General features: G+C 55.8%; 21 protein-coding genes and 1 CRISPR repeat array. Of the genes, 15 read left to right on the top strand and 6 right to left on the bottom strand.

Going from position 1 to position 21,073, the window contains the following annotated elements; all coding sequences use genetic code 11:
- The first annotated feature begins 30 nt into the window (after positions 1–30).
- Both treC and AC2A1E_RS10625 read left to right on the top strand, forming a co-directional pair.
- On the top strand, positions 31–1,695 hold the full coding sequence (gene treC, locus AC2A1E_RS10630) for an alpha,alpha-phosphotrehalase (protein WP_484383761.1): 1,665 nt from the start codon (positions 31–33) through the stop codon (positions 1,693–1,695).
- A 68-nt stretch (positions 1,696–1,763) separates the two neighbouring features.
- Positions 1,764–3,352: a CRISPR direct-repeat array (repeat unit 28 nt; unit sequence TTTCTAAGCTGCCTGTACGGCAGTGAAC).
- Between the two features lie 227 nt (positions 3,353–3,579).
- Positions 3,580–3,879: a GIY-YIG nuclease family protein gene (locus tag AC2A1E_RS10625; RefSeq protein ID WP_484383709.1), complete on the top strand. Its 300-nt coding sequence runs from the start codon at positions 3,580–3,582 to the stop codon at positions 3,877–3,879.
- On the opposite strand, the gene AC2A1E_RS10620 is transcribed toward AC2A1E_RS10625, so the two are convergent.
- Positions 3,876–4,400 (bottom strand): NAD(P)H-dependent oxidoreductase, encoded by a 525-nt coding sequence (locus AC2A1E_RS10620; protein WP_484383708.1) that lies wholly within the window; start codon positions 4,398–4,400, stop codon positions 3,876–3,878. The genes AC2A1E_RS10625 and AC2A1E_RS10620 overlap by 4 nt on opposite strands.
- A 105-nt stretch (positions 4,401–4,505) precedes the next feature.
- On the opposite strand from AC2A1E_RS10620, the gene AC2A1E_RS10615 reads away from it, so the two are divergent.
- From AC2A1E_RS10615 to nrdG, 3 genes are all read left to right on the top strand, one after another.
- Positions 4,506–5,414: a LysR family transcriptional regulator gene (locus tag AC2A1E_RS10615; RefSeq protein WP_484383707.1), complete on the top strand. Its 909-nt coding sequence runs from the start codon at positions 4,506–4,508 to the stop codon at positions 5,412–5,414.
- Positions 5,415–5,750: 336 nt separating this feature from the next.
- Complete coding sequence (gene nrdD / locus AC2A1E_RS10610) at positions 5,751–7,889, top strand: anaerobic ribonucleoside-triphosphate reductase (protein WP_484383706.1); 2,139 nt, start codon at positions 5,751–5,753, stop codon at positions 7,887–7,889.
- Between the two features lie 145 nt (positions 7,890–8,034).
- Positions 8,035–8,499, top strand: a complete 465-nt coding sequence (gene nrdG / locus AC2A1E_RS10605; RefSeq protein ID WP_484383705.1) for an anaerobic ribonucleoside-triphosphate reductase-activating protein — start codon at positions 8,035–8,037, stop codon at positions 8,497–8,499.
- Here nrdG and AC2A1E_RS10600 read toward each other — a convergent pair.
- From AC2A1E_RS10600 to hpaX, 3 genes are all read right to left on the bottom strand, one after another.
- Positions 8,496–8,771 (bottom strand): type II toxin-antitoxin system RelE/ParE family toxin, encoded by a 276-nt coding sequence (locus AC2A1E_RS10600; RefSeq protein ID WP_484383704.1) that lies wholly within the window; start codon positions 8,769–8,771, stop codon positions 8,496–8,498. The genes nrdG and AC2A1E_RS10600 overlap by 4 nt on opposite strands.
- 8 nt (positions 8,772–8,779) lie before the next feature.
- On the bottom strand, positions 8,780–9,067 hold the full coding sequence (locus tag AC2A1E_RS10595; RefSeq protein ID WP_484383703.1) for a type II toxin-antitoxin system RelB/DinJ family antitoxin: 288 nt from the start codon (positions 9,065–9,067) through the stop codon (positions 8,780–8,782).
- Positions 9,068–9,186: 119 nt separating this feature from the next.
- Positions 9,187–10,575 carry a 4-hydroxyphenylacetate permease gene (gene hpaX, locus AC2A1E_RS10590; RefSeq protein ID WP_484383702.1) on the bottom strand — a complete coding sequence of 463 codons (1,389 nt, stop codon included), beginning with the start codon at positions 10,573–10,575 and terminating at the stop codon, positions 9,187–9,189.
- A gap of 410 nt (positions 10,576–10,985) precedes the next feature.
- On the opposite strand from hpaX, the gene AC2A1E_RS10585 reads away from it, so the two are divergent.
- From AC2A1E_RS10585 to AC2A1E_RS10540, 10 genes are all read left to right on the top strand, one after another.
- Positions 10,986–11,453, top strand: a complete 468-nt coding sequence (locus AC2A1E_RS10585; RefSeq protein WP_484383701.1) for a MarR family winged helix-turn-helix transcriptional regulator — start codon at positions 10,986–10,988, stop codon at positions 11,451–11,453.
- Positions 11,454–11,792: 339 nt separating this feature from the next.
- Positions 11,793–12,914 carry an amidase gene (locus tag AC2A1E_RS10580; protein ID WP_484383760.1) on the top strand — a complete coding sequence of 374 codons (1,122 nt, stop codon included), beginning with the start codon at positions 11,793–11,795 and terminating at the stop codon, positions 12,912–12,914.
- A gap of 103 nt (positions 12,915–13,017) precedes the next feature.
- Positions 13,018–14,145 carry an acyl-CoA dehydrogenase family protein gene (locus AC2A1E_RS10575; RefSeq protein WP_484383700.1) on the top strand — a complete coding sequence of 376 codons (1,128 nt, stop codon included), beginning with the start codon at positions 13,018–13,020 and terminating at the stop codon, positions 14,143–14,145.
- 23 nt (positions 14,146–14,168) lie between these two features.
- A complete protein-coding gene (locus tag AC2A1E_RS10570; RefSeq protein ID WP_484383699.1) occupies positions 14,169–14,528 on the top strand; it encodes an IacB protein in 360 nt (119 codons plus the stop codon).
- Between the two features lie 11 nt (positions 14,529–14,539).
- A complete protein-coding gene (locus AC2A1E_RS10565; RefSeq protein ID WP_484383698.1) occupies positions 14,540–15,055 on the top strand; it encodes a nuclear transport factor 2 family protein in 516 nt (171 codons plus the stop codon).
- Between the two features lie 150 nt (positions 15,056–15,205).
- Positions 15,206–16,510 (top strand): aromatic ring-hydroxylating oxygenase subunit alpha, encoded by a 1,305-nt coding sequence (locus AC2A1E_RS10560; RefSeq protein ID WP_484383697.1) that lies wholly within the window; start codon positions 15,206–15,208, stop codon positions 16,508–16,510.
- Complete coding sequence (locus tag AC2A1E_RS10555) at positions 16,510–16,992, top strand: aromatic-ring-hydroxylating dioxygenase subunit beta (protein ID WP_484383696.1); 483 nt, start codon at positions 16,510–16,512, stop codon at positions 16,990–16,992. The genes AC2A1E_RS10560 and AC2A1E_RS10555 overlap by 1 nt, the downstream gene beginning before the upstream one ends.
- A 10-nt stretch (positions 16,993–17,002) precedes the next feature.
- Positions 17,003–17,743, top strand: coding sequence for an SDR family NAD(P)-dependent oxidoreductase (locus AC2A1E_RS10550; RefSeq protein WP_484383695.1), 741 nt, complete (start codon positions 17,003–17,005; stop codon positions 17,741–17,743).
- A 17-nt stretch (positions 17,744–17,760) separates the two neighbouring features.
- Positions 17,761–18,693, top strand: coding sequence for a PDR/VanB family oxidoreductase (locus tag AC2A1E_RS10545; protein WP_484383694.1), 933 nt, complete (start codon positions 17,761–17,763; stop codon positions 18,691–18,693).
- A 10-nt stretch (positions 18,694–18,703) separates the two neighbouring features.
- Positions 18,704–19,186 (top strand): flavin reductase, encoded by a 483-nt coding sequence (locus tag AC2A1E_RS10540; protein WP_484383759.1) that lies wholly within the window; start codon positions 18,704–18,706, stop codon positions 19,184–19,186.
- Positions 19,187–19,352: 166 nt separating this feature from the next.
- Here AC2A1E_RS10540 and AC2A1E_RS10535 read toward each other — a convergent pair whose 3' ends face one another.
- Together AC2A1E_RS10535 and AC2A1E_RS10530 are read right to left on the bottom strand one after the other, a co-directional pair.
- A complete protein-coding gene (locus tag AC2A1E_RS10535) occupies positions 19,353–19,979 on the bottom strand; it encodes an NAD(P)H-binding protein (protein ID WP_484383693.1) in 627 nt (208 codons plus the stop codon).
- A 77-nt stretch (positions 19,980–20,056) separates the two neighbouring features.
- Positions 20,057–21,070, bottom strand: a complete 1,014-nt coding sequence (locus AC2A1E_RS10530) for a DUF1176 domain-containing protein (protein WP_484383758.1) — start codon at positions 21,068–21,070, stop codon at positions 20,057–20,059.
- Positions 21,071–21,073: the final 3 nt, after the last annotated feature.

The raw sequence follows: 21,073 nt of genomic DNA, 5'->3' as shown, positions 1-21,073 counted from the left end.
ATGGCAATACATAAAGAGGCTAAGGTTCCGATGAGCAATCCTATCCCCTGGTGGCAAAACGGTGTCATCTATCAAATCTACCCGAAGAGCTTCCAAGACAGCACCGGTAACGGCTATGGCGATCTGGCGGGGGTTATCCAGCGGCTGGACTATTTACAGGAACTGGGGATCGACGCCATCTGGCTGACGCCGGTGTATGTTTCACCGCAGGTGGATAACGGCTACGACGTGGCCGACTACTGCGCCATCGATCCGGCCTATGGCACCCTGGCAGACTTCGAGCAGTTAGTGGCACAGGCCCACCAGCGTGGCATCCGCATCGTGATGGATATGGTGTTCAACCATACCTCCACCGAGCACCCGTGGTTTAAAGCGGCACAGGATCGTAACAGCCCGCTGCGCCAGTTCTATATCTGGCGCGACGGTGAAGGTGATACACCGCCCAATAACTGGCGCTCCAAGTTCGGCGGCAACGCCTGGCAATGGCATGCGGCAAGCGGTCAGTATTACCTGCATCTGTTCGCCACCGAACAGGCCGATCTCAACTGGGAACACCCGCCGGTGCGCGAAGAACTGAAGAAAGTGTGTCAGTTCTGGGCGGATAAGGGCGTCGACGGGTTGCGCCTCGACGTGATCAATCTGGTGTCCAAACAGCAGGACTTCCCCAACGATACCCAAGGCGATGGCCGCCGTTTTTATACCGATGGCCCACGCATCCATGAATTTCTGCAAGAAATGAGCCGTGAGGTATTCCAACCGCGCGGCCTGATGACCGTGGGCGAAATGTCCTCCACGTCGCTGGAGCACTGCCAGCAGTACGCGGCGCACAGCGGCAAAGAACTGTCGATGACCTTCAACTTCCATCACCTGAAGGTGGACTACGCTAACGGGCAAAAGTGGACGCTGGCAGCGCCCAATTACGTCGAGCTAAAGCAGATTTTCCGCCACTGGCAGCAAGGTATGCACGACCGCGCCTGGAATGCGCTGTTCTGGTGTAACCACGATCAGCCGCGCATCGTTTCCCGCTTTGGCGACGAAGGTGAGCTGCGCGTCACCGCCGCCAAGATGCTGGCGATGCTGCTGCATGGTATGCAGGGCACGCCGTATATTTATCAGGGCGAAGAGATCGGCATGACCAATCCTGGTTTTAACCATATCGATCAATATCGTGATGTGGAAAGCCTGAATATGTACGCCGAACTGAGCGCACAGGGCAGAAGCGACGCCGAACTGCTGGCGATCCTGGCCAGCAAATCGCGCGACAACAGCCGCACGCCGATGCAGTGGAACACCAGCACCCACGCCGGGTTTACCCGCGGCACGCCGTGGATCGCCTGCGCAGAGAATTACCCGCAGATTAACGCCGAAGCGGCACTGGCGGATCAGGATTCGGTATTTTATGCCTATCGCCACCTGATCGCCCTGCGCAAACAGTATCCACTGCTGACGCACGGTGATTATCAGGATCTGGCCCCGGATCACCCGGCATTATGGTGCTATCAGCGCAGTTGGAACGGGCAGCGGCTGCTGGTCGTCGCCAACCTGAGCCGCGAACCCTTGGCGTGGAACGCCGCAGGGGTTGAGCTGGCCGATGTGTGGCAACCGCTGATGAGCAACTACGCAGATGCGGCAGAACAACCGCAGGCCATGACGCTGCGGCCGTTTGAGGCAGTATATTGGCTGGTGAAGGGATAATGTTTTCTCTGTGGTATTCCCCCTAACGCGGGGAATACCACAGAATGGCGGTTGGCTATTTATCGCATTATTTCAGCTGCCTGTGCGGCAGTGAACCATTAGCCAGCGGGAATGTGCCGGGTTCAACTTTTCTAAGCTGCCTGCACGGCAGTGAACTGTTGATCACGATGGAGCATATTCGTACCGGTTTTCTAAGCTGCCTGCACGGCAGTGAACATCATCGCGGTCCTTAATCGCGCCCATGGCTACTTTCTAAGCTGCCGGCACGGCAGTGAACTTTTACGATTTCCGTGTATTCCTGGGTAACTTTTTCTAAGCTGCCTGTACGGCAGTGAACGTTCCTTGTCGATTTCTTTAACAATGCTTTCATTTCTAAGCTGCCTGTACGGCAGTGAACCCGATACGTTCCGCAAGCTGTACTACGACAACTTTCTAAGCTGCCTGTACGGCAGTGAACCGTAGCCAACAGAGAAAGCTGGAGCGTATCGCTTTCTAAGCTGCCTGTACGGCAGTGAACTTTCCAGATAATCCAAGTATTCCATTGTTAATTTTCTAAGCTGCCTGTACGGCAGTGAACCCAGCAGCGACAGATTACAAGGGCGGTTACCATTTCTAAGCTGCCTGTACGGCAGTGAACGCGGACACCTTCTGGCAGATCAGGCCCGACTGTTTCTAAGCTGCCTGTACGGCAGTGAACTCTTCGAGCATTGGGAAGGATCGGAAATCTCTTTTCTAAGCTGCCTGCACGGCAGTGAACTACCCGCATGACTACCTGCCGATGCCGCTACATTTCTAAGCTGCCTGCACGGCAGTGAACACCGGAACGCCAGAACTGCCGGAATCATGGCATTTCTAAGCTGCCTGCACGGCAGTGAACAGGTCGCACTATCGCCCGTTTCCAGCGTCGCGTTTCTAAGCTGCCTGCACGGCAGTGAACCGAACCTCACGCAGCTTTACGCCGCTTTGCACTTTCTAAGCTGCCTGCACGGCAGTGAACGCTCAACTTTGGCACTAGCAGTGAACCAGAATTTTCTAAGCTGCCTGCACGGCAGTGAACTTCGCATGTCCTCACCCTCCCGCCCGGGCTCGTTTCTAAGCTGCCTGCACGGCAGTGAACGAAGCCATCGCATCACGACCTTTCTTCGTGCTTTTCTAAGCTGCCTGCACGGCAGTGAACGGCGCATGCAGCGCATCGTCACCCTACATCATTTTCTAAGCTGCCTGCACGGCAGTGAACGATTTTGATTTTGACACTGACATACCGTTCTATTTCTAAGCTGCCTGCACGGCAGTGAACGTTAATGCCAATGCGGCGGGCTGCAAGCCCGTTTTCTAAGCTGCCTGCACGGCAGTGAACCTCAGTAACCAAATCTTTACCGATACCGTCCATTTCTAAGCTGCCTGCACGGCAGTGAACTCCACGATTTGAAACAGCACAACGCCCTCGTTTTTCTAAGCTGCCTGCACGGCAGTGAACGGCGGCCATGATAAGCGGCTGCACTGTGTTTTTTTCTAAGCTGCCTGCACGGCAGTGAACTTAACGTCACGGAATGCGATCTGAGTGCTCATTTTCTAAGCTGCCTGCACGGCAGTGAACCTGGGCGATATCGTTAAGATGGATCATCTCAGTTTCTAAGCTGCCTGCACGGCAGTGAACCGTTCAAGAATAGCGCTAACCGCTTTATTTATCATTGAGTAACAACGCAAAAGGCTAAAAAACCCTTTTTCCACCGTCTTCTTTTCTCTCCTTTAAAATCAATACATTAGTTATGCGCTAAAAAAGAGGGTCCACGGCACCTTGGCTATTTATACGTTGAACTCTTTTCGACAACGCTGAAGAATGACGGCTGGTATTTTGCTTGATGAAAAACGGTATAGGCATTTATGAATGAAGTGATCTGGCACCTCTATATGCTGCGCATGCCGGGCGGCATGCTGTATACCGGCATCACCACCGATGTCGCGCGGCGTATAGCGCAACATCAGGCGGGTAAAGGGGCAAAAGCGCTGCGGGGCAAAGGTGAGTTGGTGCTGGTTTTTCACTGCCAGGCGGGCGATCGCTCAACGGCACTGAAGCTGGAATATCGGGTTAAGCAACTGAGCAAAAAACAGAAAGAAAACCTGGTGGTGCATCCGCCCAGTTGCCTAAACGATTTACTCACAGATACGCGCCAAAAAGCTTAAAACCGCTGTACCAACTGTACTACGCCTGCCGCTGCTTGTGCCAAGCGTTCATCGCTCATATCAAATACCCCTTGCACCAAATGCGGTGGCAGATAATCCATGCCGGTCAGATTGGCCATAGCGTTGAACGGGCGCAGCAAATCGGCCACCGGATAGCGGTTATACCCTTCCGGCGAATAGGCCTGCGCATTACCGCCGGTAGTCACTATCAGTTGCAACGGTTTGCCATGCAGCTTGGTGCCTTCGCTGCCGTAAGCGAAACCGTAGGTTAATACCGCGTCCTGCCATTCACTGAGGATCGCCGGTGAGCTGTACCAGTAAAATGGAAACAGCATCACAATCGCATCGTGGGTTTGCAGCAGTTCCTGCTCGCGGGCCACGTCAATCTGGTAATCCGGGTAATTGCGCATCAGTTCATGCACGGTAACGTTCGGCAATGGGCGCAACGCGTCGATCAGCGCTTTGTTGATCCGGGAATCATCCGGAGAACGGTGGGCGGTTAACACGAGAATACGTGACATAATTCGATCCTTAATTGATTTAATATGCCCCATTTTTTCATTTCTGCCGTTTCCGGTGTAGGCTGTTATCAGTCACATTAATTTCAACCTAAAGTATCAACCACTATGTCGCTGCCTTTTGACGTACATCGTCTGCTGCCTGCGTTTCTCAGCGCGGCCCAAACGCAGAACTTCTCCGCCGCCGCACGCCAGTTGGGCGTCACGCCTGCGGCAATCAGCAAAAATATCCGCGTGCTGGAAGAGAAACTGGCGCTGCGTCTGTTCCAGCGTAATACCCACAGCGTGCTGTTGACCGAAGAGGGCAAAACCCTGCTGGCTCAGGTAGCACCGCTGTGGCAGGCGCTTTCCGCCACGCTGGAAATGGCCGGAAGCACGCAACAACAACCTTCCGGCACGGTGCGCGTCAGCATGATCCCCGGCTTTGGCCGCCAGATACTGATGCCGCTGATCCCAGAGTTTCTCACGCGCTACCCGCAGATCGATCTGGATCTGTCACTGGATGCGCGGGTGGTCAATCTGGTGGGGGAAGGTTTTGATGTCGGGATCGGCAGCCAGATCGATCCCGACAGCCGCCTGGTAGCACGCCCGCTCTACCCGATGCAGATGCTGCTGGCGGCCGCTCCTGGCTATCTGGCCCAGCACGGCACGCCGCAAACCCCCGCCGATCTGCTGCAACACCATTGCCTGCTGCACCGCAACCCGGCGACCGGGCGCAGCGTCAAATGGCGGTTGCAGCAGCACGGCGCAACCCAGGCGCTGGATCTGCGTGGCCGCCTGATGAGCAGCCAGCCAGAAATGCTGCTGGATGCCGCCTTGGCCGGGCTGGGGATTGTCTACCTGTCTCGCTGGTATGCGGAAAAGCATTTCGCACAGGGCACGCTGCAACCGCTGTTGCAGGAATACTGGCCACGGCCAACGCAAATCTGGTTGTATTACGCCTCGGCCGATCTGCCGCCACGAGTGCGCGCCTGGGTCGATTTTTTACTGGACCATTTTCGCCACTCTCCGGCGTGATACGATCGTCATCACGCTTTAGCGATTTTGGCGTGTTACGGCCATTTGGCGTTCAGCCCGCTGATAGCAAGGGCTGCCATTCTTCCTGAAATTGGCCGTTGTACATCCTTCAAACGCTCTCCTGAATTCTTTGTCCCAGGTCAAAAAAGCCGACGACACACCCATATATAGTGCTCACAGTAAATTAATAATCTATATATAGTAGTTATCCACAAAGTCATCCACACGCCCCCGCAGCCCTTGTGTTCTGCGGCATTGCCCTGTGGATAAGCCGAAACTGTGCCAATACCCCAGCATGCGGGTGTAACGTTCCCCAACGGGAACAGGAGTAACAACGTGAAACCAGTAGTGATTAAACGGGACGGCTGTCAGGTCTCTTTTGACGAAGAGCGCATCAAGCAGGCCGTTGAGCGGGCCGCGCTGGCCGCTGGCGTGATCGATGCCGACTACTGCGCTACCGTCGCCCGTGTGGTCGCTCAACAGATGGAACAGCAGCCGCGTGTCGATATCCATGAGATACAGCAGGCGGTCGAAAACCAGCTGATGGCTGGCCACTACAAGCAACTGGCACGCACCTATATTGAATATCGCCACGATCGCGATGTGTCGCGCGAGCTGCGCGGGCGGCTGAACCAGGAGATCCGTGGTCTGGTGGAGCAAAGCAACGTGGCGCTACTGAACGAGAACGCCAACAAAGACAGCAAGGTGATCCCCACCCAGCGCGATCTGCTGGCCGGGATCGTCGCCAAGCACTACGCCAAACAGCATATCCTGCCGCGCGACGTGGTGCTGGCGCACGAACGCGGCGAGATCCATTATCACGATCTCGACTACTCGCCGTTCTTCCCGATGTTCAACTGCATGCTAATCGACTTGAAAGGCATGCTGACCAACGGCTTCAAAATGGGCAATGCCGAGATCGAACCGCCGAAGTCGATCTCCACCGCCACCGCCGTCACCGCGCAGATCATCGCCCAGGTGGCCAGCCATATTTATGGCGGCACCACCATCAACCGTATTGATGAGATCCTGGCACCCTTTGTCACCGAAAGCTTCCACAAGCACCAGCAGATCGCGCAGCAGTGGCAGATCCCGGACGTGGCAGGCTATGCGATGGCGCGCACCGAGAAAGAGTGTTACGACGCCTTCCAATCTCTGGAATACGAAGTGAATACCCTGCACACCGCCAACGGTCAGACGCCGTTCGTCACCTTCGGCTTTGGCCTGGGAACGAGCTGGGAATCGCGCATGATCCAGCAGTCGATCCTGAAAAACCGCATCGCCGGGCTGGGCAAAAACCGCAAAACGGCGGTGTTCCCGAAACTGGTGTTCGCCATCCGCGACGGCCTGAACCACAAATTCGGCGATGCCAATTACGATATCAAGCAACTGGCGCTGGAGTGCGCCAGCAAGCGCATGTACCCGGACATCCTCAATTACGATCAGGTGGTGCAGGTCACCGGTTCGTTTAAAACCCCGATGGGCTGCCGCAGTTTCCTGGGGACTTACGAAGAGAATGGCGAGCAAGTCCACGATGGCCGCAACAATATCGGCGTGATCAGCCTCAACCTGCCGCGCATCGCGCTGGAAGCCCACGGCGATGAAAGCCGTTTCTGGGCGCTGCTGGATGAGCGCCTGCTGCTGGCGAAAAAGGCGTTAATGACCCGCATTGCGCGGCTGGAAGGCATCAAGGCTCGCGTGGCACCGATTCTGTATATGGAAGGGGCCTGCGGCGTGCGGTTGAAAGCCGACGACAATATCGCGGAAATCTTCAAGCATGGCCGAGCGTCGATCTCGCTGGGCTATATCGGCGTACATGAAACCATTAACGCCCTGTTTGGCGCGGAAAAGCACGTGTATGACGATGAGAAATTGCGCGCCAAAGCTATCGCCATCGTCGAGCGCCTGAAGGCGGCTACCGAAAGTTGGAAAGCCGAAACCGGCTACGGTTTCAGCCTGTACAGCACGCCGAGCGAAAACCTGTGCGATCGCTTCTGCCGCCTGGATACCAGCGAGTTCGGCGTAGTGCCGGGCGTGACCGACAAAGGCTACTACACCAACAGTTTCCACCTCGACGTGGAGAAAAAGGTTAACCCTTACGACAAGCTGGATTTCGAAGCGCCTTATCCGCCGCTCGCCAACGGTGGCTTCATCTGTTACGGCGAATACCCGAATTTGCAGCACAACCTGAAAGCGCTGGAAGACGTGTGGGATTACAGCTACACCCGCGTGCCTTATTACGGCACCAACACGCCGATTGACGAATGCTATGCCTGCGGCTTTACCGGCGAGTTTGCCTGCACCAGCAAAGGGTTCACCTGCCCGAAATGCGGTAACCACGATTCGGCCAAAGTATCGGTTACCCGCCGCGTTTGCGGCTATTTGGGCAGCCCGGATGCACGGCCGTTCAACGCCGGTAAACAGGAAGAGGTGAAACGCCGGGTGAAACACCTGGGGAATGGGCAGATTGGTTAACAGCCCCCTCACCCTAACCCTCTCCCACAGGGAGAGGGGATGGACGGTGCCAGATTTTAGTCCAGCCCCCACCCAAGCCACGCTTTTCTCCCTCTCCCTAGGGGGAGAGGGCCGGGGTGAGGGGAACAAAAAAGAAGCTAATACCATGAATTACCACCAGTATTACCCCATCGACGTGGTCAACGGCCCCGGCACCCGCTGCACGCTGTTTGTGGCCGGTTGCGTGCACCAATGCAAAGGCTGCTACAACCAGAGCACTTGGCGGCTGGATTCCGGCCTGCCGTTTACCCCGCAGATAGAAGACCAGATCGTGGCCGATCTCAACGACGTTCGCATTCCGCGCCAAGGGCTGTCGCTCTCCGGGGGCGATCCGCTGCACCCTGCCAACGTCACCGCCGTGTTGCAGTTGGTGAAACGGGTACGCGCCGAATGCCCCGGCAAGGATATCTGGCTGTGGACCGGTTATCAGATGAATGAGCTGGATAGCGCACAGCGGCAGATCGTCGATCAAATCAACGTGCTGATCGACGGCAAATTTGTGCAGGAGTTAAAAGATCCGGCGCTGATCTGGCGCGGCAGCAGCAATCAGGTGGTGCATAAGCTGCGTTAGCTGGGGAATTTTTCACGCTGATGGGCAACGGCCAAGATTTTTATGGCGTCCCCCACAGTCATATAAACCAGCACCAGAGAGGCTTTGCTGATCAATAAGTTGCATGCCTCTCCATACCAAGGCTTACCCAGATTCGGATTATCCAATAATCGTTTAGCAGCCCGCTCAATCTCAGCATCGGCCTGCTCTGCTGCCAACGGGTTAAACGGATAGAGAAATTCAAAAATGCGTTCCCGATCCTGCAACGCAACGTCATCCCATTCGATGCGCATGATCTTCCTTATTTAGCTACGTATCTGGCCCTGACTTTAGCTTTAAAATCATCCATTCGTTGTTCAGCCTGCGATTCACTGACGTAAACCGCATTCCCTTCATGCAAACGGGCAAAAGCGGCGTCAACCTTCTCCTTGAGCCAATTTTCATGCTCTTCGGTTGCGCGTTGTTCATCAGCCAGTTGTTCTACCAAGCGACGGCAGGCTTCACTTAAGGTGGTGCCTTTAGCCTCCGCCGCTTTCTGTGCCAATCGCTTTGTTTCATTCTCAATACGAAACTGGATACGGCTTTCCATTCTTAAATCCCCTGAGCCTACTCAAATAATTCACCACTCATGAACAACCAACGTTAGCACATTTGTGACAACACAATAAACTCAGGTGATTGATTTTTGTTCATAGTCAAACGCACTCCTCAAGGAGCCGCTCTGGGTCGGCTGCTCTTCATGGGGATCAGCGAGACCACCACCGCCCCCAACACCAGAAAACCGGCGACCAGATAAATTCCCGCATTGAAACTTCCCGTGACATCCCTCAGCCAACCCATCAAGAGTGGGCCCAGCGCTGCGCCAGTCATCCCCGTGGCATTGATCACCGCAATACCGATAGCACGCGCCCGCAGGCTGATGGATTGATCGGGCGTGGTCCAAAAGATCACCATCGCGGCAAACGCCCCGCTGGACGCCATAATAATCCCCAGTAACTGCACCAGACTGGTGGTGCCCAATGCGGTAAACATCCAGCCTGCCGCAGCAAAAAGATAGGGCAGCAACGTATGCATTTTGCGCTCCTGCAAACGGTCTGAACGTTTACTCCACCAAATCATCCCGATAATGGTACAAACCTGCGGAATAGCGCTGAGAAAACCAATGGTGATATTGCTGCTGCTTTGATTAAAACTCTGCAAAATCAGCGGGGTCCAAACGCTTAAGGCACTCAGCGTGTTGGTCAGGCAAAAGTAAGCCAAGGTGTAGAGCATAATCACCGGGGTAAACAGCTCACGCCACATACTGCCGCTCTGTAGCGCGGTATAGCTGGTGCTCCCCTGGGCTTGCACCAGGCTCAACTTGTCTGCCTCCATCATTTCCTGCAAACAGATTTTGTCGTCGTCGGTTAACCATTTGGCCTTGGCGGGGCTGTCATCCAGATAAAACCAGACCACCGCTCCCAGCAGTACCGAAGGGAAACCTTCCAGCAGGAACAACCACTGCCAGCCACGGAGATCCAGCAGGCCGTCCATGCTCAATATGTAGCCGGATGCCAGCGAACCCAGCGCCATAGTGACCGGCATCGCGATCATGAACAGGGCGTTGGCCCGCGCGCGGTAATAGGCGGGGAACCAGTAGGTGAGATACAGCAATAAACCGGGTAAAAAACCAGCCTCGGCAATGCCCACCAGCATTCTCAATACATACAGGCTGTTAGGGCCAGTAGCGAACATCGTGGCGGTAGAAGCCACGCCCCAGATCACCATAATAATCGCAATCCAGCGCCGTGCGCCGACGATCCCCAGCATGATGTTGCTGGGAATACCGCACACCACATACATCACGTAAAACAGGGTAGTCGCCAGGCCAAACATGGTGCTCGTCAGGCCGATATCTTTCCCCATGGTCAGACCGGCAAACCCAATGTTGATGCGGTCCAGATAGGAGAAAACAAACAGGATGAATAGAAACACCAGCAGCCGACGAAACAGCTTGTTAATTACGGCCTGCTGGCGGGCATTCAGCCGCGCACCATCGGCCGCAGGGAGCACCGGCGGGTCACACTGTATCTGCTCAGAAGAGGGGCTACCGTTCATGATATCTCCGCAATAAGGTTCATGGGTGTTGAAAATCCGGTGCAAGCACGCGGATAGACGATCCACCGCGTTATCGGCTCGCGGGGAATATGTAATGTTTTGATATTTATATTAAAAATGGCCGTTCCCAGAGGTTCTCATGAACCATCTCTTTTTCGTTATTGCTCAATTCGACACCAAAACATGGGCTCACTTATAGGAAGGAACAGATCCGGGTAGCAACAGGTTTCTTCATAAATGATACAAAAATGTTAACCATGTTGCATTTTTGTATCATCTCTGTGCGATATTCGGCCATAACACGCTGGCGATCGGCAAGGAGAGCATCATGAGGTATGTGGTAATGCTATAGACCCCCACCATTAGCAGCTATAATCAGCGCGAAAATACCCCCCTCAGTAAGGAAAATCATGAGCCAAATACCAGATAGTCCGTCTCAGGAAGATCCGGTTTTTCACCGTGAGGAATTCCCGTTTTACTGGATCGTCAATGTCTACGCGCGTTATACCCAAATCATGGAAGTCACGCTCAAGAAGGTTCAGCTGGATGTGTCGCGCTTTCGGGTGCTGGTGATCACCCGCCTGTATGGCAGTGCCAGCATCTCGCAGATTTCCGAGTATGCGATGGCTAAAATGCCGACGGTCACTAAAATTGTCGGGCGGCTGCGTGACGATGGATTAGTGACGACCGTCAGCAGCGAACGGGACGCCCGCGTGACAGAAGTGACACTCACCGCTACCGGCAAGGCCAAAGTGGAAGAGGCGCACCGCCTGACGCAGAAGGTATTTGAAAAGGCATTTAAGGGCATGACAGCGGCACAGCAAGAAAAAATGAACCAGTCTCTCGGGCGAGTCTTGGATAATCTCAATGAGCTGTAACCTCCCCCGCGCTACCTCGATCGCAAAACTGTGATCGAGCGATTAAAATAGCAATTAACACCCTGTAAATAAAGACGTTATCACCACCGTCTGGGATTTTCCCCGACGGTTTTTTTATTGGAAAAATAACCTGATTTTTCATTTTATTCATCATGATAGGTTATTAACCCTGCTATTTTTAATGTTATATCGATTGTTATCAAGATGTAATTTTTATGTGAAATATTACTTGAATTTTCATCTAAATCATCCATGATGGATTCATCGTCAATCTGAATAAAAAACGAACTCCTGGTTATTCTAAAAACAGATACGTTTTTTAAGTCCAAGGTGGCAATGATGAACCATTTCAGTAACAGCAATGCCTACGTTGAGAAATTTACCCTGGGGCAAGGCGATCTGCACTTTGCGGTGAAAGATACCCTCGATGTCGCAGGCTATGCCACGCAGGCAGGGTGCCGAGCTCTCGCATCGGCCCCCCTGGCGCAGCAGCATGCACAGGTGGTGAATACCCTGCTCAATCAACACTGCGTTCTGGTGGGAAAGACCACGCTGCATGAGCTGGCGTTTGGCGTCACCGGGATTAACCCATGGAGCGGAACCCCGCTGAACCCTCAGTATCCCGCATTGATCCCCGGTGGTTCTTCCAGCGGTTCAGCGGCGGTGGTGGCCGCTGGTGACGTGGATTTCGCCATCGGCACCGATACCGGGGGTTCGGTTCGCTTGCCTGCGGCCTGCTGCGGCATTCTAGGGCTAAAACCAACCTATGGCCTGCTCAGCCGCCAGGGGGTCACGCCAGCACTGAGTTCGTTAGACTGCGTGGGCCTGTTTGCCCGCCAGGCAGGTGTGCTGCGCCAGGTATTGAGCCGCTTAGCCATTCAACCGGGTAACAGGCTGCTAACCCTGCCAGCAATAGGCGTGATTAGCGCCGCCGCGCCGTCTATCGATGCGTTAATTCACCGGGTGTTGAAACAGGCGGGAGCCGCGCTGCACCCCATCTTGCTACCCGAGCTTGACCAGGCTTATCAGGCCGGAATGGCCATCATTAGCCATGAAAACTGGCAAGCGTTTCACCCATTGCTGGCGCTGGATGGCATCTCCGACGATGTCGCCACCCGCCTGCGCGCCGGGGAAACGGTGAGCACCGCCGCGCTGGCCGAGGCTGAACGCGTGCGGCAGAGCTTCAGCGATCGGCTGGATACGCTGCTGGAACGCACGCCGCTGCTGGCCTTGGCTACCCTGCCGGAGCTGCCGCCGACGCTGGGCGAAGCCCGCGATCCACTCAGCATGGTCAGCCTGACAAAGCTGGTTCGCCCCTTCAATCTCAGCGGGCACCCGGCGATCTCAATCCCGATCGGTGAGCTTGATGGCCGCCCGGTAGCGCTCCAGTTAGTCGCCAACAAAGGCCACGACAGTCTGCTGGTTGATGCTGCGGAATACCTGCTCGCCAGGCTCCGCTAGCAGCACTCGCTCGGCCCTTATTTGATTAATCAACTCAGTAAGCACCGCTTACTGCGGCAGCACTCGGCTGCCCGCTAACCACAGAATCACCCAGGAGGAAGCCATGTCAGCTCTACATCGTCGTGAAGATATCGCTCCATTACTGAATGATATTGCGGCCCACAGCGTGGATTTTGAACATCAGCGCCATATTTCCGCCGACATCATTGCCCGTTTTAAACAGATCGGGGTTTACCGCGCGCTGGTGCCTAAGGTTTACGGCGGTGATGAATGTTCCCCGGCACAATTTTGTGAACTGGTTGAACAGATTGCCACCGCCGATGGTTCTGCCGGGTGGGTCGCCAGCTTTGGTATGAGCCCGTTTTACCTTGGGGCGCTGCCCACCGATACGCTACAGGCCCTGTATCGCGACGGCCCAGACGTGGTCTTTGCCGGGGGCATATTTCCCCCGCAGCGCGCGCCGCAGACGGATGGTGGCTACCGCGTCAGCGGGCGCTGGAGCTTTGCCAGTGGCTGCATGGGGGCCTCGATCTTTGGCGTGGGGATCATGCCGGAAGGCGGGCAACCGCTGCCGCGTATGGCGGTGTTACCGCAAAGCAGCGTGCAGATTGATCCCACCTGGAACACCGTTGGGCTGGCGGGCACCGGTAGCCACGATCTGGTGGTGAATGATGTGTTTGTGCCGCAGGAGTGGACCTTTACCCGCGGTGCGGCTCTCAATCTGGATGGGCCGTTGTACCGCTATCCGGTGCTCTCCCTAGCGACACAGGTGCTGTCTGTGGTGGCGCTCGGCGTGGCGCGTGCTGCGCTGAATGAAATCTACGCTATTGCTCATCGCCAACAGTCGGTCACCGGTGCGCCGCAGTTGGCCGAACGGCCACAGGCGCAGATCCAGATTGCCCGCTGCGAGGCCGAACTGTGCTCTGCCCGTTCCTGGTTTTATCAGGCGATTGACGACGTTTGGCAAAGGCTGCTGACGGGTAACGACGCTTCTTGCCAGCAAATCAATGCGTTACGCCTCTCTTCGACTCACGCCACCCGGGTGGCCGCAGAGGTGGCGCGCCAGGCTTTGGCGCTCAATGGCATGGGCGGGATCGCGCTGACCAGCCCGCTACAGCGCTATGTGCGCGACACCCTGGTGATTACTCAACACGCTTTTATGGGCGACCTTTCTTATATCAATGCCGGTACGGTGTTTTTCGGCGGTAAGCCGCTGCCGGGTTATTTGTGATTTTCACTCAACAGGAGCAACAAATGAGCCAGTCAAACAAACTGCGGGTGCTGTTTTGCATCGGCGTAAACCAGAATTTTTTTGATGCTACCGTGCCTGAAGCCAAGCAGGTGTGGGCCGCCTTTGGCGCAATGATGAAAGGGATGGAGGAAATGCCAGGGATCCGGGTGATTGGCAACATGGACGACGACCAGATTATGGTCGGGCCATCGCCAGGCTGGCCGTGGACGACCTACGTATTGGCCGACGCCGACGCGCTGGAACACGTCAGCGCGGTGTGCAATTTGTTCCGCACCACGCCCGTCGGCGATGGGGCTTACAAGTTATGGAAGTACTGCAAGATCGAAGCCCGCGTCGGCCGTGAACTGATCATACAGCACTAACGGAGCCGATCATGAACTTACCGGATGCTCAGCGTTTACAGCAGTTGGAGGATCAGCAGGCGGTCCGGCTGTGTATCAGTGACTACATGCGCCTGTGTGACGATCTCAACAGCCCGGAAAGTGCCCGCGCAGCCGGGGAGCTGTTTACCCCAGACGCCCGCTGGGAAGGGGTTGGCGAACCTTATGCCACCCGTCTTGGCGTGCATCAAGGGCGTGAAGCCATTGTGGCGATGCTGCTGCGCTATGTTCGCCAACCGGCTCACTTCGCCATGAATGCCCATTTCCTCTGCTCGGAAACGATCGCCTGTGAGCAGCCAGGGCGCTTACGTGGCCGTTGGCTGATGTTGCAAACCTCTACCTTCAGTACCGGGAGTGCGCATCTGAATGCGGCTGAAATTATTGCCTGGTTTGTGCGCGCTGAAGGCGGCATGCAGATCGCTCATTTTACTACCCGCAATCTGTTTAGCCGCCCGATGAACCACTGGAACAGTGCCGATGAACTGCCGGTACCGGATGAAAGCCGCTAATTGAATATACCCAAAATAATTCGAGTTGCTTGTAGGCGGCAACTGAGAGAAGCCCTAGGAGCATAGATAAACTATGTGACTAGGGTGAACGAAGGCAGCCAACACCCAAGCAACTTGAAGTATGCAGGGTATAAGTACAGGGGAATAACCATGTCTTGCCAGCACGCTATTGCAGTAAAAAACCTCGAAGCGACGACACCGCCCAGCAGCACCGAGATTGCCGCGTTGGTTAAAGCCGATCGGGTACACACCTCGTTGTATACCTCCGCTGAACTGTTTGAACTTGAGCTGGAGCGGATCTTCAGCAAAACCTGGGTCTGGGTGGCGCACGTCAGCGAACTGCCGGAAAGCGGCAGCTTTAAAACCACGGAAATCGCCACTCAGCCGGTGATCGTGGTGCGTGACCGCAAAGGAGAAATCCGCACCCTGCTCAACCGCTGCCGTCACCGGGCGGCAACGGTATGTGAGCAGCGCAAGGGTAAAACCAACAGCTTTGTCTGCCCGTACCACGGCTGGGGCTATGCGCTGGATGGCAGCCTGCGCGGCGTGCCGCATCCTGAAAGCTATGCTGACCAACTAGACAAAGCCGAGCTAGGGCTGGTGCAGTTACGTACCGAGCAATACGCAGGAATGATTTTTGCCACCTTCAATCCAGATATCGAACCGCTGGATGATTATCTGGGCGCAGCCAAAAAGTGGATCGATCTGTTTATGAAACAGGGGGCGGGTTATCCGGTTAAAACCGGCCCGGCCCATCGCTTCCGCTTCCCCGGCAACTGGAAAATCCAGTTGGAGAACACCACCGATGGCTATCACTTCCCCGTGGTGCATCGCTCGTTTTTAAGCTCCGTCAATAAACAGACCGAAGAGATGCTCAACTTTGTCGGCGGCAGTGGCTATGTCGAAGATCTGGGCAATGGCCACAGCGTGATGGTGATGATCCCAGAGTTGGTCGATCTGGAAGCCAACCTGGATGCGCCCATTCCTGAGCGCTTTCTCGAACTGGCACAGGCGCTGCGCCAGGATCATGACGAACAGCAGGTGCGCCGCATTGTGCGTGCCGTTGGCGGTTCCGGGTTCAACCTGAATATCTTCCCCAATATCGCCTGTTCAATGGCGTTTTTCCGGGTGCTGCAACCGCTGTCGGTGAATGAAACTGAAATCCATCACGCGGTGATCACCATGGACGGCGGGCCGGACATTGCCAATCAGGCACGCCTGCGGATGCATGAACACTTTCAGGGGCCGATGGGGTTTGGCACGCCGGATGACTCCGAGGCCTGGGAGCGGGTGCAGCGCGGTGCGACCGCCGGGGACAAGTTGTGGATCATGCTGAACCGCGGGCTCGCCGGTGAGCAGCCAACCGCCGACGGCCTGCGCAGCGACGTCAGCGCCGAAACCGGGATGCGGGCGGCCTACCAGATGTGGAAAAAACTGATGACGGAGAACTCATAATGGAAGCCTCTAACGCAGTGCTGTTCAGTGCCATCACGCTGATTAATCTGGAAGGTGATTTGCTCGATCAAGGCGACTTCAATGCCTGGCTGGCACTCTGGCAACCCGACGGGCTGTATGTGATCCCCATCGATCCGCAAGAAACCGATTTTAAAAATAGCCTTAACTATGCCTATGACGATCACCAGATGCGGATGAAACGGGTGCGCCGCCTCGACAGCGGCGAATCCATCTCCACTACGCCGCGCGCCCGCACGTTGCGCACGCTGTCGCGTTTTCGCCTGCTGGAGGCAGACGAACATCAGGTGGTGGTGCGCTGTGCTCAATCCCTATGGGAACACCGCAAGGGCAACAGCAGGCACTATGCCGCCGACGTCACTTACCACCTGTTGCCACAGGGCGATCAGTGGCTGATTCAGCAAAAGACCATCCGCCTGATTAACAGCGATGACGTGCTGCACAGCATCGGCTACATCCTCTAAGGAGCAAGGTATGACACAAACAGCATTAGTGACCGGTGCCGCCTCGGGCTTAGGCAAGGTTATCGCCACCCATCTGTTACAGCAGGGTTTTCAACTGGTGTTAACCGATGTGAACCTTCAGCGGGCACAGCAAGCCGCTCGTGAGCTGGATAGCCATGGGGATCGCGTACTGGCACTGGGGTTGGATATCCGCCAGGTGCAAGACGTTGAACGCGCGCTGGCCACCACCTTAGAGCGTTTTGGCAGCCTGGAGGTGCTGGTCAACAATGCCGCGCTGACCTTGGCAACCCCGGTGATGGACATCCAGCCCGATGAGTTTGATCGGGTACTTACCACCAACCTGCGCGGCACTTTTGTCAGTTGCCAGACCGTGGGGCGCTATTTTGCCGAACGGGGCTACGGCCGGATTATCAACCTGGCCTCGTTGGCGGGGCAAAATGGGGGAACCGCCTCTGGGGCGCACTACGCGGCCTCGAAGGGCGGCATTCTAACGCTGACCAAGGTCTTTGCCCGTGAATTAAGCAAGTTCGGCGTCACCGTGAATGCGATCGCACCTGGCCCGCTGGACTTGCCGTCGGTTCATGCGTTAGTCCCGGCAGAAAAGCTGGCGGGGCTATTGCAGATTATCCCGGTAGGCAAGCTGGGCGATGCCGAGTTTGTGGCGCAAGCGGTGGCGTTATTAGCCTCACCGCAGGCGGCCTTTGTCACCGGTGCCACCTGGGATATCAACGGCGGGTTGTTTATGCGCTAAGGCATAAGGGAGTCAATATGTTGATATTAAAAGTGATTGCCCGTGCATTGCAGGGCGATGTCGTCCTGCTCACCTTGGCTGATCCAGCAGGCAAGGAGTTGCCCGGTTTTACCGCCGGGGCACATCTCGATCTCCACTTGGGGAACGATCTGGTTCGCCCTTATTCACTGTGTAGCGATCCTGCCGATCGCTATCACTACCAACTGGGCATACTGAAAGCCGCTCAATCTCAGGGCGGTTCGCTGGCGGCGCATGCTTTGCAGCCAGGGGATGACGTGTGCGTGAGCACGCCGCGCAATCTGTTCGCGCTGGAGCCCAATGCGGCCCACAGCCTGCTGATTGGCGGGGGGATTGGTATTACGCCCATGCTGGCGATGGCGGCAACGCTCTATGCCGCTGGCCGTTCATTTACCCTTCATTACTGCGCCCGCAGCCGCCAACAGGCCGCCTTTGTGGATATGTTGGAGCATGCCCCCTATGCCCGCCATGTACGGCTGTATTTCAGCGACGAGCAACGCCTGGCATTAACCCCAACCCTGACGGATGTGCCAGAGAATACCCATGTCTATGTCTGCGGCCCGCCACGCCTGATGACGGCGGTCACCGAGCAGGCGATCGCCTTGGGTTATTGCCACGATCGCCTTCATCAGGAATGTTTTTCGGCTGAAGTAGAAATGCAGGGGGCGGCCTTTGACGTCACCCTGGCCAGCAGCGGCACCAAGGTGCGAGTGGCAGAGAATCAGAGCATTGTCGAAGCCTTGGCGCAGGCGGGGCTGAAAGTATGTGTTTCCTGTAAACAGGGGATCTGCGGCAGTTGCTTGACCGACGTGCTGGAAGGAGAACCGGATCATCGCGATAGCTATCTCACCGACGAGGAAAAAGCAGCTAACAATCTGATTCTATTGTGTTGCTCGCGAGCGAAAAGTGCGCAGTTAGTACTCGATCTATAAGGAAGAAATGATGACTCTTCAAACTGAATTTCGTAATGCGATGGCGCAGTTGGCTAGTGCAGTCTCGGTGATTACCACCGATGGCCCGGCGGGAAAATACGGTTTTACCGCTTCGGCGGTGTGCAGTGTGACCGATCAACCTCCCACCCTGCTGGTGTGCATGAACCGTAATTCTTTTGCCAACCCCCACTTCAAGCAAAACGGTACGCTGTGTGTCAACGTGTTGTCCAGCAACCATCGCGATCTATCGGGGATATTTGCCAGTGCCACGTTGCGCTCGGAGCAGCGTTTTCTCCATGACAGTTGGCGAGTACTCGCCAGCGGTGCGCCGGTATTGAATTCGGCCGTCGCCAATTTTGATTGTACGATCCATCAATTCCACGAAATCGGCAGCCACACGGTGTTTTACTGCCAGGTGCAGGCGGTGCGCATCAGTGAATCCCCACGTGGGCTGATGTACTTCAACCGTCGCTACTATGATTTGGATGGATAACTGCAAGATGTGAGGCCGATCGTGACGCAACCGGCTTTCCGGCGGTTTGGGGAATTTAGCGTTTTTGACTGACACAGTATCACAGGGATCACGTTAAGGGGGGATTTCCTTTACGCTGGGGGATTCAGATTGTGACCAAGCCGTGACGATCTGTCCCCCACTATGCTCAACGTGAGCAATGCAACTGGTCGGATTCTAAAATTTTCACCCCATTGCCAGCGCTGAGAGCCTGCGTCAGCAGGGTTTGTGCCACGTCTTTGCCAGCGACCGAGCGCCATTTCCCGGGCAGCAGCGCAAACAGCGGCACGCTGAGCCACTCCAGCAGGCGCGGTTTCGCCCGGCCCAACAGCATGGAAGGCCGCACCAGCGTGAGGCGTGGCCAGTTCTGCGCGCGCAGCGCCTGCTCCATTTCCCCTTTGGTGCGATTGTACAAAAATGGGGAACGCGAATTGGCACCGATGGCGCTCACCGCCAGGCAATGCTGCGCGCCCAAGCGCTGCCCGGCGAGAGCCGTTTCGATCGCCAGTTGATAATCCACATGGCGAAACGCCTCGGCGCTGCCAGCCTGACGGCGCGTGGTGCCCAGGCAACAGAACACCACATCTACCGACTGCTCCAACCCCGCCAGCAGTACCGACAGATCGCCCCCCATCGGATTGTGCAGCTTGCCGTGCGACGGCAACGCCGCCCGCGTGGGGGCGATGATTTCCGTCACCTGCGGAGCGGCCTGCAACAGTTGCAACAGCTCGCCCCCAACCAAGCCGGAAGCCCCTGTGATTAATACTCTGGTCATGCGTTCTCCCTTTACTCCCCAGCAAGCGTCCAAAGATGCCCTTGTCTCAACCGGGCATCTTACGTTTTTTTATTTCTTTACTGCGCGGGCTTCACATCTGCAACAAACGTCGGCAGATCCCAGGTTCCGCCCAACCGAATATAGCGACACATGCCTGTCGTGGCTTCACGACTCTTACGGAATGTTTCACCGTCCCACACCCAACTTGCCATTCCCCAACAGTCGCCCAACCCGCGCCCTTTGTGGCCATAAGAAATAACGCCTTCGCCATAATCCGAACCCGAAGTCGTCACTAATACCGGGGCTTCTTTCAACGTATTGTCGATCACCCAGTAACCACGGCCTTCGTTATAGGCGGCTCGCCAGCACAGCGCGGAGATCACGGCATACTTATCCCCCAACGGCGTCAGTGTGATGGCTTCTTCGCTTCCCTCGTTCTCATCCTGCGAGGGCTGTATTCTCTCGCAATCATCCGGTTTCAAGGTGGCCAACAGCTTGGGTTTTAACGCTGCAATTTCTGGCGCAGTCAGCGGACGCTCCTGCATTTGAGCGACCTTCACCGCCCGAATAACCGGAGCAGGAATTGCGGCAGGCACGCTGCTTTCCGGCTTGTCGCCCTTTTTAGTCAATGCCCCCAGCGTACCGATACGCCCCTGGACATCATCCATTTTCAGCATCACGGCGGAAGCGCCGTCACCAGAAAGCACAAAGGGTAGCGGACCACCTTTAAATTCAACTTTACTACTCCCTTTCACTGCTTTGATAAGTGCGCGGGTCTGGGCTTCTGATAAGCGCCAGGTATCACCCTCTGCCACTTTGAGCGCACCGGCAGATTTATCAGCAATCCAGAGGGTGAGTTTACCCATAGGGTTTGAACCATTCGACTCTATATCCCCCAAGGTCACTTCCCCCGTTGGCACCGTTCCAGGGCCAGCAAGACGCGTGAGCAGCACTGAACCACTGGACTCGCTCTCATCGCTATAACCCGCTGCACGACAGGTATTAGTGTTGTCACAGGCCAGTTCCCAGTTCTTGTGGCTGAAAGAAACACCACTGTCTTGCGCCATTACCAAGGGAGCAAATGCGGCCATCAG

The organism is Serratia sp. HNCC26DJ206 (assembly GCF_057180605.1).
The sequence above is the reverse complement of the archived record's forward strand: the minus strand, read 5'-3'. Positions and strand labels throughout refer to the sequence as shown.

What these genes read in the sequence shown, in the direction of transcription:
- AC2A1E_RS10530 (WP_484383758.1), bottom strand. Translation starts at nt 21,070, where the DNA reads ATGGCCGCATTTGCTCCCTTGGTAATGGCGCAAGACAGTGGTGTTTCT.
- AC2A1E_RS10615 (WP_484383707.1), top strand. Translation starts at nt 4,506, where the DNA reads ATGTCGCTGCCTTTTGACGTACATCGTCTGCTGCCTGCGTTTCTCAGC.
- AC2A1E_RS10580 (WP_484383760.1), top strand. Translation starts at nt 11,793, where the DNA reads ATGAACCATTTCAGTAACAGCAATGCCTACGTTGAGAAATTTACCCTG.
- AC2A1E_RS10535 (WP_484383693.1), bottom strand. Translation starts at nt 19,979, where the DNA reads ATGACCAGAGTATTAATCACAGGGGCTTCCGGCTTGGTTGGGGGCGAG.
- AC2A1E_RS10545 (WP_484383694.1), top strand. Translation starts at nt 17,761, where the DNA reads ATGTTGATATTAAAAGTGATTGCCCGTGCATTGCAGGGCGATGTCGTC.
- AC2A1E_RS10595 (WP_484383703.1), bottom strand. Translation starts at nt 9,067, where the DNA reads ATGGAAAGCCGTATCCAGTTTCGTATTGAGAATGAAACAAAGCGATTG.
- AC2A1E_RS10570 (WP_484383699.1), top strand. Translation starts at nt 14,169, where the DNA reads ATGAGCCAGTCAAACAAACTGCGGGTGCTGTTTTGCATCGGCGTAAAC.
- AC2A1E_RS10555 (WP_484383696.1), top strand. Translation starts at nt 16,510, where the DNA reads ATGGAAGCCTCTAACGCAGTGCTGTTCAGTGCCATCACGCTGATTAAT.
- AC2A1E_RS10575 (WP_484383700.1), top strand. Translation starts at nt 13,018, where the DNA reads ATGTCAGCTCTACATCGTCGTGAAGATATCGCTCCATTACTGAATGAT.
- AC2A1E_RS10625 (WP_484383709.1), top strand. Translation starts at nt 3,580, where the DNA reads ATGAATGAAGTGATCTGGCACCTCTATATGCTGCGCATGCCGGGCGGC.
- hpaX (WP_484383702.1), bottom strand. Translation starts at nt 10,575, where the DNA reads ATGAACGGTAGCCCCTCTTCTGAGCAGATACAGTGTGACCCGCCGGTG.
- AC2A1E_RS10540 (WP_484383759.1), top strand. Translation starts at nt 18,704, where the DNA reads ATGACTCTTCAAACTGAATTTCGTAATGCGATGGCGCAGTTGGCTAGT.
- AC2A1E_RS10550 (WP_484383695.1), top strand. Translation starts at nt 17,003, where the DNA reads ATGACACAAACAGCATTAGTGACCGGTGCCGCCTCGGGCTTAGGCAAG.
- AC2A1E_RS10565 (WP_484383698.1), top strand. Translation starts at nt 14,540, where the DNA reads ATGAACTTACCGGATGCTCAGCGTTTACAGCAGTTGGAGGATCAGCAG.
- AC2A1E_RS10620 (WP_484383708.1), bottom strand. Translation starts at nt 4,400, where the DNA reads ATGTCACGTATTCTCGTGTTAACCGCCCACCGTTCTCCGGATGATTCC.
- AC2A1E_RS10560 (WP_484383697.1), top strand. Translation starts at nt 15,206, where the DNA reads ATGTCTTGCCAGCACGCTATTGCAGTAAAAAACCTCGAAGCGACGACA.
- AC2A1E_RS10585 (WP_484383701.1), top strand. Translation starts at nt 10,986, where the DNA reads ATGAGCCAAATACCAGATAGTCCGTCTCAGGAAGATCCGGTTTTTCAC.
- nrdG (WP_484383705.1), top strand. Translation starts at nt 8,035, where the DNA reads ATGAATTACCACCAGTATTACCCCATCGACGTGGTCAACGGCCCCGGC.
- AC2A1E_RS10600 (WP_484383704.1), bottom strand. Translation starts at nt 8,771, where the DNA reads ATGCGCATCGAATGGGATGACGTTGCGTTGCAGGATCGGGAACGCATT.
- treC (WP_484383761.1), top strand. Translation starts at nt 31, where the DNA reads ATGAGCAATCCTATCCCCTGGTGGCAAAACGGTGTCATCTATCAAATC.